Source organism: Pseudomonas sp. 05N434, from assembly GCF_056396965.1.
On record NZ_JBFTMK010000365.1, the window covers coordinates 1 to 9768 of the forward strand.

The window sequence follows — 9768 nt, forward strand, 5'->3', positions numbered from 1 at the left end:
ACATTGATGTCGGCTGAAGGTCCGTCTTCGCGGGCAAGCCTCGCTCCTACAGGGGATGGTGTCGATTTCTGGTTAAGGAGAACAAAAAAACATGCGCATCGCACTAGACCCCTACATGTACCGCAACCTGTCCCTGGGCAAGATGGTCGACAAGGTCGCCGAGCTCGGTTACGAACACATCGAGCTGTCGCCCCGAGAAGATTTCCTGCCGTTCTATAAAGCCCCGCGAGTCGACAAGGCGCGGATCAAGGAATTTCGCAAAGCCCTGAGCGATACCGGGGTCAAACTCTCTTCCTTATTACCCATGTACCACTGGGCCGCCGCCGATGAAGGTTTGCGCGTGGCCGCCGTGCGCAACTGGAAGCGGGCGATCCAGATTGCCGTGGAGATGGACTGCGAGCTGGTCAACACCGAGTTCACCGGCCAGTCGGACAACCCGTTGGTCTGCGAGAACCAGTTCATGCGTTCCATGGACGAACTGATCCCCGAGTTCGAACGCGAAGGCATCAAGCTCGATATCCAGGCCCATCCTTATGATTTCTGCGAGCGCAACAACGAATCGGTGGACATCATTCGCGGTCTGGACCGCGACTGGATCAACTACCTCTACGCCGCGCCGCACACGTTTTTCTATGACGATGGCGTGGGTGACATCGCCTCGATGCTCAAGTACTCCGGCTCGAAGCTGAGTCACTTGATCATCGCCGACACCTACAACCACAAGGCTTCCTCAGGCTTGCGCTACATCGTCAACCCGCCGGGCGTCACCGCCACAGTGCACCAGCACCTGGACATCGGCCAGGGCGAGGTCGACTGGGAAGCGTTTTTCGGCACCTTGCGCGAGATCAAGTTCGATGGCATCGCCACCGTCTCGGTATTCGCCTGGGAAGACCGGCCGGACGAGTCCAACCGAATGATGCTCGAACGCGTGACCCGCGAACTCTGCCAATAACCGCGGCATACACAAGCCCGCTCCCACAGGGGCCGCGTTCTATAAGGAGAATACTTTCATGCGTATCGGACTTGTCGGTTACGGCCATGGCGGCCGGTTTTTCCATGCGCCGCTGATCAGCAGTTTGCCGGCGGCGACGTTTGTGGGCGTGGTCACCCGTTCCGCCGAGCGCCGACAACTGCTGGCCACGGAACATCCCGGTGTGCCGGCCTTCGACAGCATTGGCCAACTGGTCGAAGCCGGGGTTGATGTGCTGGTGGTGTCCACGCCGCTCAAAGGTCGTCCGGCGTTGGTGCTCGACGCCATCGAACACGGGGTGGCGGTGGTCAGCGACAAGCCGTTCGCCGCCGATACGCAACAGGCGCAAACCCTGATCACCATGGCCGAGCGTCAGGGCGTACATTTGAGCGTCTACCAGAACCGGCGCTGGGATTCGGATTTCCTCACCGTACGCAAACTCATCGGGTCTGGTGCCCTGGGCCAGGTCACCCGTTTCGAGTCGCGGATCGAACGCTACTCGCCACAGTCGGTGAACAACGGCAGCGGCGGTGGTTTCCTGCGCGATCTGGGCAGCCATCTGGTGGATCAGGCGTTGCTGTTGTTTGGCCCCGTCACCCGGGTTTACGCCGAACTGGATTACCTAGAAAAAGGCCAGACCTTCGACAACGGCTTCTTCATGTCCCTGACCCATGCCAGTGGCGTGATCTCGCACCTGAGTGGCAGTTGCCTGMAAAACACCCCCGGCCCGCGTTTTCGCGTGACCGGCACCCAGGGCTGCTACAGCGTCGACGGTCTGGACGGGCAAGAGGCGTCGGCCCTGGCCGGGCTCACGCCCAAATCCGAGGGCGAGCGCTGGGGCGTCGAAGAGCATCGTCGCTGGGGATGGTTCGAACAGGGCGAGGTGCGCGAGCGGGTGCCGTCCGAGCGAGGTTGCTGGAACCAGTTCTATTTGCAGCTACAAACCGCGTTACAGAGCGGTGGCCCACTGCCGGTCGAGCCCCGTGATGCACTGGCGACCACCCGCGTGCTAGACGCTGCGCGGCTCAGTTTCGAGCGCCATCAAGTGGTGGCGTTGAGCGCATTTGAAAGCCATGGAACAAAATCAGAATAAAATTCTAAAATGAGTTGATATAGAAATTATTTTCCAATAAAGTCGTTTCCAGGTTGCCGACTATCAACGTCCGATCACGCTCAAGCAGGCCTTGAACGAGTGAAGGACGCACCAAAAACAAGAAACAAAGCCAGGTACCGTCGATGAAAACCTTCAACTCTGCTCTGCATGCTTTACGTTCCGCGCTGCACCTCTCTCGCGACCTGCCTCGCGTCTCGTTTCATTCCGTCTCTCGCTTGCTTTGCGTCGAACGCAAGGGCGCCCTGGTCTGCTGCATTCCGGGAGCGCCGATAGTCCGCTTGCCCGCTTACTGAAATCGTCACGCCTTATCCATAAAACCAACAAGAATGTGGAGAAAGACCTTTCATGAAGACCAAGATCCGTTTCGCCTCGCTCGCCTTGTCCCTGATGCTCGCCAGCGGTGCCGCACTCGCGGACATGAAGATCGGCGTCAGCATGGCGCAGTTCGATGACACCTGGCTGACCTACCTGCGCGAATCCATGGACACCAAAGCCAAGTCCTATCCCGATGGCGTCAAGCTGCAGTTCGAAGATGCGCGCAGCGACGTGGTCAGGCAGTTGAGCCAGGTAGAAAGCTTCATCAGCCAGAAGGTCGACGCCATTGTGGTCAACCCGGTGGATACCGCCGCCACCAAGAAAATTACCGAAGCGGCGGTCAAGGCCGGCATTCCGCTGGTGTACGTCAATCGTCGTCCCGACGACATGAACCTGCCCAAAGGCGTGGTCACTGTCGCCTCCAACGATCTGGAGGCCGGTCAGATGCAGATGCAGTACCTGGCGGAAAAAATGGGCGGCAAGGGCGACATCGTGATTCTGCTCGGTGATTTGGCCAACAACTCCACCACCAACCGCACCAAGGGCGTAAAAGAGGTGCTGGCCAAGTACCCGAACATCAAGATCGAGCAAGAGCAGAGCGGCATCTGGTCGCGGGACAAGGGCATGACCCTGGTCAACGACTGGCTGACCCAGGGCCGCAAGTTCGACGCGGTCGTCTCCAATAACGACGAGATGGCGATTGGCGCGGCCATGGCCCTGCAACAGGCGGGTGTCGCCAAAGGCAGTGTGCTGATCGCCGGTGTTGACGGTACGCCCGACGGTTTGAACGCGGTGAAGAAGGGCTCTCTGCTGGTTTCGGTGTTCCAGGACGCCAAGGGGCAGGCTGATGGTTCGGTCGACACGGCGGTGAAAATGGCCAGGAACGAACCGGTGGAGCAGGCCGTGTGGGTGCCGTATCGCTTGATCACTTTGCAAAACGTTGACCAGTTCAAATAGTCCGTCCGTTCGATAACAACAATAAGCACGCAAGGTTGCGACGCGACCTTGCTGATGGAGTACCTGATCATGTTCGCTTCAGCGACTGCTTCGAGCACCCCGTTGGTGGGTATCCAGCCAACCGCAACACCTGTCGATGAGCCGTACCTGCTGGAGATCATCAACGTCAGCAAGGGTTTTCCCGGTGTGGTGGCCTTGTCCGACGTACAGCTGCGGGTGCGTCCCGGTTCCGTGCTGGCGCTGATGGGCGAAAACGGTGCCGGCAAATCCACCCTGATGAAAATCATTGCCGGCATCTACCAGCCGGACGCTGGCGAGTTGCGCCTGCGGGGCAAGCCGGTGGTCTTCGAAACGCCACTGGCCGCGCTCCAGGCCGGGATTGCGATGATCCACCAGGAACTCAACCTGATGCCACACATGAGCATCGCCGAGAACATCTGGATCGGCCGGGAGCAGCTCAACGGCCTGCACATGATCGATCACCGCGAAATGCACCGCTGCACCGCCAAACTGCTGGAGCGGCTGCGGATCAATCTCGACCCGGAAGAGCAGGTGGGCAACCTGAGCATCGCCGAACGGCAGATGGTCGAGATCGCCAAGGCGGTGTCCTACGACTCCGACATCCTGATCATGGACGAACCGACTTCGGCTATCACCGATAAGGAAGTCGCCCACCTGTTCTCGATCATTGCCGACCTCAAGAGCCAGGGCAAAGGCATCATCTACATCACTCACAAAATGAACGAAGTGTTCAGCATCGCCGATGAAGTGGCGGTGTTCCGCGACGGCGCCTACATCGGCCTGCAACGGGCCGACAGCATGGACGGCGACAGCCTGATTTCGATGATGGTCGGTCGCGAACTGAGCCAGTTGTTCCCGGTGCGCGAGAAGCCGATCGGCGATCTGTTGCTGTCGGTACGCGATCTCAAGCTGGACGGCATTTTCAAGGATGTCTCCTTCGACCTGCATGCCGGGGAGATCCTGGGCATTGCCGGGTTGATGGGCTCGGGGCGGACCAATGTCGCCGAGGCGATTTTCGGCATCACTCCGAGTGACGGTGGCGAGATCCGGCTCGACGGCGAGGTGGTGCGCATCACTGATCCGCACATGGCCATCGAGAAGGGCTTCGCGTTGTTGACCGAAGATCGCAAGCTCAGCGGCCTGTTCCCGTGCCTGTCGGTGCTGGAAAACATGGAAATGGCGGTATTGCCCCATTACGTCGGCAACGGCTTCATCCAGCAGAAAGCCCTGCGCGCGTTGTGTGAAGACATGTGCAAGAAGCTGCGGGTGAAAACGCCGTCGCTGGAGCGCGAAGGCATGGCGGTGATCATGATTTCTTCGGAACTGCCGGAAGTGCTGGGCATGAGCGACCGGGTCATGGTCATGCACGAGGGCGACCTGATGGGCACCCTCGACCGCAGCGAAGCGACCCAGGAACGAGTGATGCAACTGGCCTCGGGCATGTCCGCGGTTCACTAATGGATGCCGGCGGTGGCCGTGGCCGCCGTCGACGACGCAATAGAAGGGTGAGTGGTTATGAACGCGATACTGGAAAACAAGCCTGCAATGGCACCGGTCAAGAGTCGTCGGCGCTTCCCGACTGAGCTGAGTATCTTCCTGGTACTGATCGGCATCGGTCTGGTCTTCGAGCTGTTCGGCTGGATCGTGCGGGACCAGAGCTTCCTGATGAACTCTCAGCGCCTGGTGCTGATGATCCTGCAAGTGTCGATCATCGGCCTGCTGGCGATCGGGGTGACCCAGGTCATCATCACCACCGGTATCGACCTTTCCTCCGGTTCGGTGCTGGCGCTGTCGGCGATGATTGCCGCCAGCCTGGCCCAGACCTCGGACTTTGCCCGGGCGGTGTTTCCGTCCCTGACTGACTTGCCGGTGTGGATTCCAGTGATCACCGGGTTGGGGGTGGGATTGCTGGCGGGGGCGATCAACGGCAGCATCATTGCGATCACCGGGATTCCACCGTTCATTGCCACCCTCGGCATGATGGTCTCGGCGCGCGGTCTGGCGCGCTACTACACCGAAGGTCAGCCGGTGAGCATGCTCTCGGATTCCTACACGGCCATTGGGCATGGCGCGATGCCGGTGATCATCTTTCTGGTGGTGGCGGTGATCTTTCACATTGCCCTGCGCTACACCAAGTACGGTAAATACACCTACGCCATCGGCGGCAATATGCAAGCGGCGCGCACCTCCGGGATCAACGTCAAGCGGCATCTGGTGATTGTCTACAGCATCGCCGGGTTGCTTGCCGGCCTGGCCGGGGTGGTGGCGTCGGCAAGGGCCGCGACCGGGCAGGCCGGGATGGGCATGTCTTATGAACTGGACGCGATTGCCGCGGCGGTCATCGGCGGCACCAGCCTGGCCGGTGGCGTTGGGCGCATCACTGGCACCGTAATCGGGGCATTGATTCTCGGGGTCATGGCCAGCGGCTTTACCTTTGTCGGTGTTGACGCTTATATTCAAGACATTATCAAGGGGCTGATTATTGTGGTGGCGGTGGTCATCGACCAGTACCGCAACAAGCGCAAACTCAAGCGTTAAGCCACACGAAAGACGAAACTGCGCCACGCCTGACCCGCGTGGCGCAGCCGTTTGTCTTCTATATACAGCCGCTGGACTGAATTTCTTGCTATAAACGCACTCCGATAAGCGCCTCAAAGCTCGCCATAGAGCACTTTCAGGGCTTTGTCGGACAGATTTGCTGTCTTTTCAGTTGCTGAGGCCTCAAGTCGGCCTTAGACTGCCGCCCCTCGTAAATTGAGTGCCGGGTGGCGCTTGGAATAAACGGCGCCGTTCCAATGACCGCACAAGGCTCAACGGAACGCTCCCTAATTCGCCTTAATGCACGTTTTTTTATAGAGATATCAATGACAAAGGACAAGTTGCTGGCCATGCCGGCGGATGACTACATGAATGCCGAGCAACATGCTTTTTTCTCTGAGCTGTTGCAGAACATGAAAGTCGAAACCCATGAGCGCATCGAACAGAATCGCATCGCCATCGAGAGCCTGGACACCCCGGCCGATCCGGCTGACGCGGCTTCTGTCGAAGAAGAGCGCACCTGGCTGGTGAACGCGATCGATCGCGACCAGCGCATGCTGCCTCAGTTGGAACAGGCCCTGGAACGCATCAAGGAAGACAGCTTCGGCTGGTGCGATGACAGCGGCGAGCCAATTGGCCTCAAGCGCCTGCTGATCAGCCCGACCACCAAGTACTGCATCGAAGCTCAAGAACGTCACGAGCAGATCGACAAGCACCAGCGTCAGGCCTGATTCTGTGAGGCAGCCAGCTAATAACTGGCTGCCTTGAAAAGATCGCAGCCTTTGGCAGCTCCTACAGGTTTATGTGAACCCGTGCAGGAGCTGCCGAAGGCTGCGATCTTTGCTTTTCGACGTCTGCGAAAACACCCGTGCACTTCTATTGATCTGCTGCAACCCCCCACTACTAACGGACCATAGATAATGGCCTTGTGGTGGCGTTTAATGCGGATACAACAATTAGAAGATGCCTGGGGTGACAAACGATGACGCGAGACGGGTCTCTGGCTGGGGCAGTGCCCGCAGCCGTACTTTTGCCGAAAAACCAGTGGCTCACGCCGACTCTGCAAAGCATCGCCCTGATGCTCTTGCTGTGTGGCATGGCATTGGCTGGCTGGTCGCTTTACCTTGGCCTGCCATTGGCTGTGCTGATTATCTGGCTGCCGCGCCTGCGCTCGCGCACGCTGCCGCAGGCAACCCCGGCTGACAACGCCAGCGCCATCGCCGGTTTGACTCGCGATCTTTCCTATACCACCAGTCATAACGCCTTGTCGGCCGCCGGCGTGGCCTTTTCGGTCAAGCAACTGGCCGACAAGCTGCAATCGCAACTCGGCGCCGCAGCACAGATTGTCAGCAGCGCTGAAGTGATGATCGCCACCGAACAGGCTACCTCGACACTCAGCCGGGAAGCCTTGAGCGCGGCGAGCGAAGCCCATCAGAGCAGCGCGGCAGGGCGTACGGAGCTGATCGAGTCCATTGCGCGCATGCATCAACTCAGTCAGCGTGCCAGCAGCAGCCGCGAGTTGATCGAAGCCCTGAGCCTGCGCAGTGACGATATCCAGCGGGTCACGCTGGTGATCCAGTCCATCGCCAGCCAGACCAATCTGTTGGCGTTGAACGCAGCCATCGAAGCGGCGCGGGCCGGGGAACACGGTCGCGGGTTTGCGGTGGTGGCCGATGAGGTTCGTGGCCTGGCCGCGCGCACGGCGACGGCGACCGGCGAAGTCGGGGAGATGGTCGCCGATATTCAACAACGCACCGCGCAAGTGGTGGAGCAGATTCGTCAGTTGGCCAGCGACCTCAATACTGGCGTTGCGCAGGTCGAGCACACGGGGCAGCACCTGGAAAACATCGCGCGCCTGGCGGCCGGTGTTGAAAGGCAGGTCGGGGAAATCGCTCTGGGCGCAGACACTAATCGCGAACAACTCGACAGCCTGTTCCACGCCATCGAACAAATGCGCAGCGACCTGGCGATCAGTGACCAGCAAACCCAGCGCCTGGCCCAGGCGGCGGTGCAAATGGAAGGGCAGGCCGAAACCATCAGTGAACGTCTCGCCGAAGTCGGGCTGGATGACTATCATCAGCGGATTTACGACCTGGCCCGCGAAGGGGCGAGTCAGATTGCGGCGCGTTTCGAGGCGGATATCGACCAGGGCCGGATCAGCCTCGACGACCTGTTTGATCGCAATTATCAGACGATCCCCAACACCAGCCCGACCAAATACCAGACCCGCTTCGACCGTTACACCGATCAGGTCTTGCCGGCGATTCAGGAACCGTTGCTGCCGCGTCACGAAGGCCTGGTATTCGCCATTGCCTGCACGCAGCAGGGGTATGTCCCGACCCACAACACGGTGTTCAGCCAGCCACTGACCGGCGACGTGCAGGTCGATACCCTGCAAAACCGCACCAAGCGCAAGTTCGCCGACCGCACCGGGATTCGCTGTGGCAGCCACCAGCAGGCCGTACTGTTGCAGACCTACACCCGCGACACCGGTGAACTGATGCACGACCTCTCGGTGCCGATCATGCTCAAGGGGCGCCACTGGGGTGGATTGCGGTTGGGCTACAAACCGGAAAAGCCTCGCTGATAGCCTGGCAATTGTTACCGCATATGCAACGAAGCTATGCAACGCCGTTGCTGTTTCCTCGAGGATGAACTCATTAACATGCCTGCATAGTTAGGTCGCTAATGAAATTCGAGAGGTCAGCATGCAAAGCAAAGTCGATGTCGCGGTCATGATTGGCAGCGGCGTGCCCGCCAGTTTGCGAGCGATGGGGCAGAGCGTCTGTTGGGTGGTGCTGCTCAACGGTGAGCGCCGGGGGACGGTGTTCTCCAGTCGTAATGAAGCCGAGGAGTGCAGGGCTGCCTGGTTGGCACAATTGAACGTCGAAATGCCCGACAGCCTGCATTGAACCTCAGCTAGTGAATCTGGTGCATGCGCAGGTTCAGGTCGTCGACCACGTGCGCCCAATCGGCGTCTTCACGCAGTTGTTCCTTGAGGAAGCCGGCTTGTTGCGGAGTCCAGAACTCGGCATCGATGAGTTTCTTGTCATCGGGCAACGGTGAATGCAGGGCAATGAAATCGTCGATGGCCTTTTCGCTGGAGTCCAGGCCGAGCTGGTCGAACAAGCCTTTCAAGTCATGTGTGGGTGAATCCATCTTCATCTCCTTGCAGATAATCAATCGCCTCGGGCGTGAGGTCTGAGGTGCGGCTTCATTGCATCTGAGGGGGCCGCGCGCCAGGGAGTTCGATAACGATGTTCAAAGCAGGGATGAGCATAGACTGTAAACCCGATGGTCAGCCCTTCAACGCACCCTCATCGACGGCAAGCTTCAGGGCTTTGGCGGACTCCTGGGCGGCAATCGTCGCGACTTCCGCAGTCTTGAACCAGCGATCCTTTTCGACCTGGTGATACGACACCGTGGTCAACGGTGGTTTGGCGCGCATGATAATGACTGCCTGGAATTCACCGTCGACCTCTCTGGCTTCGCCCCGGATAAAAAATTCACCGATATCAAATTCCGTCACGTAGCAGTCTTCCCTTTGAAATATTATGTTGTATTGAGCGCCGTCCACCCTGGAGACGGGTTTCATGGGGCGGGCAGTATGGCAGTAGTTGCCTGCCGGCGGCTGAGTTAAGTCGCCGGCGTGACGAAACGTCTATAAATGTGAATGCCGCAAGATGAGTCAGTTGCGAGACTCGAGCGAGCGGGCAAGGGCGCAGGCTTCGTTATGGTCGGCGCGGAAACCTCTGACACGTCCGGTGGATATTTCCCTGATGTGGAAAAAGGCGTTGCCGGCCAATACCACCTGAAAACGCGGGAGCAGATGCGCTTCAGGGAGGAAATCCTG

Annotated in this window: 10 protein-coding genes; 8 read left to right on the forward strand and 2 right to left on the reverse strand. The window is 59.2% G+C overall.

The window, feature by feature from the left end; genetic code table 11:
- The first annotated feature begins 91 nt into the window (after window positions 1-91).
- From AC1DLB_RS20620 to AC1DLB_RS20655, 8 genes are all read left to right on the forward strand, one after another.
- The gene (locus tag AC1DLB_RS20620) at window positions 92-952 is read left to right on the forward strand and encodes a sugar phosphate isomerase/epimerase family protein (RefSeq protein ID WP_477744570.1); all 861 of its coding nucleotides are present in this window, start codon (window positions 92-94) and stop codon (window positions 950-952) included.
- Window positions 953-1010: 58 nt separating this feature from the next.
- Window positions 1011-2063 carry a Gfo/Idh/MocA family protein gene (locus AC1DLB_RS20625; RefSeq protein WP_477785552.1) on the forward strand — a complete coding sequence of 351 codons (1053 nt, stop codon included), beginning with the start codon at window positions 1011-1013 and terminating at the stop codon, window positions 2061-2063.
- 366 nt (window positions 2064-2429) lie between these two features.
- Complete coding sequence (locus tag AC1DLB_RS20630; RefSeq protein WP_111453825.1) at window positions 2430-3356, forward strand: sugar ABC transporter substrate-binding protein; 927 nt, start codon at window positions 2430-2432, stop codon at window positions 3354-3356.
- 69 nt (window positions 3357-3425) lie between these two features.
- Window positions 3426-4835 (forward strand): sugar ABC transporter ATP-binding protein, encoded by a 1410-nt coding sequence (locus tag AC1DLB_RS20635; protein ID WP_477785553.1) that lies wholly within the window; start codon window positions 3426-3428, stop codon window positions 4833-4835.
- Window positions 4836-4892: 57 nt separating this feature from the next.
- The gene (locus tag AC1DLB_RS20640; protein WP_018928024.1) at window positions 4893-5915 is read left to right on the forward strand and encodes an ABC transporter permease; all 1023 of its coding nucleotides are present in this window, start codon (window positions 4893-4895) and stop codon (window positions 5913-5915) included.
- A gap of 326 nt (window positions 5916-6241) precedes the next feature.
- On the forward strand, window positions 6242-6646 hold the full coding sequence (locus AC1DLB_RS20645) for a TraR/DksA family transcriptional regulator (protein WP_007935965.1): 405 nt from the start codon (window positions 6242-6244) through the stop codon (window positions 6644-6646).
- Between the two features lie 632 nt (window positions 6647-7278).
- Window positions 7279-8502, forward strand: a complete 1224-nt coding sequence (locus tag AC1DLB_RS20650) for a methyl-accepting chemotaxis protein (protein WP_371924287.1) — start codon at window positions 7279-7281, stop codon at window positions 8500-8502.
- Between the two features lie 121 nt (window positions 8503-8623).
- The gene (locus AC1DLB_RS20655; RefSeq protein WP_064617034.1) at window positions 8624-8827 is read left to right on the forward strand and encodes a hypothetical protein; all 204 of its coding nucleotides are present in this window, start codon (window positions 8624-8626) and stop codon (window positions 8825-8827) included.
- A 7-nt stretch (window positions 8828-8834) separates the two neighbouring features.
- Here the strand turns inward: AC1DLB_RS20655 and AC1DLB_RS20660 are convergent, their stop codons facing one another.
- On the reverse strand, window positions 8835-9074 hold the full coding sequence (locus tag AC1DLB_RS20660; RefSeq protein WP_018928021.1) for a DUF2789 domain-containing protein: 240 nt from the start codon (window positions 9072-9074) through the stop codon (window positions 8835-8837).
- A 139-nt stretch (window positions 9075-9213) separates the two neighbouring features.
- Complete coding sequence (locus AC1DLB_RS20665; protein ID WP_018928020.1) at window positions 9214-9444, reverse strand: hypothetical protein; 231 nt, start codon at window positions 9442-9444, stop codon at window positions 9214-9216.
- Window positions 9445-9768 lie beyond the last annotated feature (324 nt).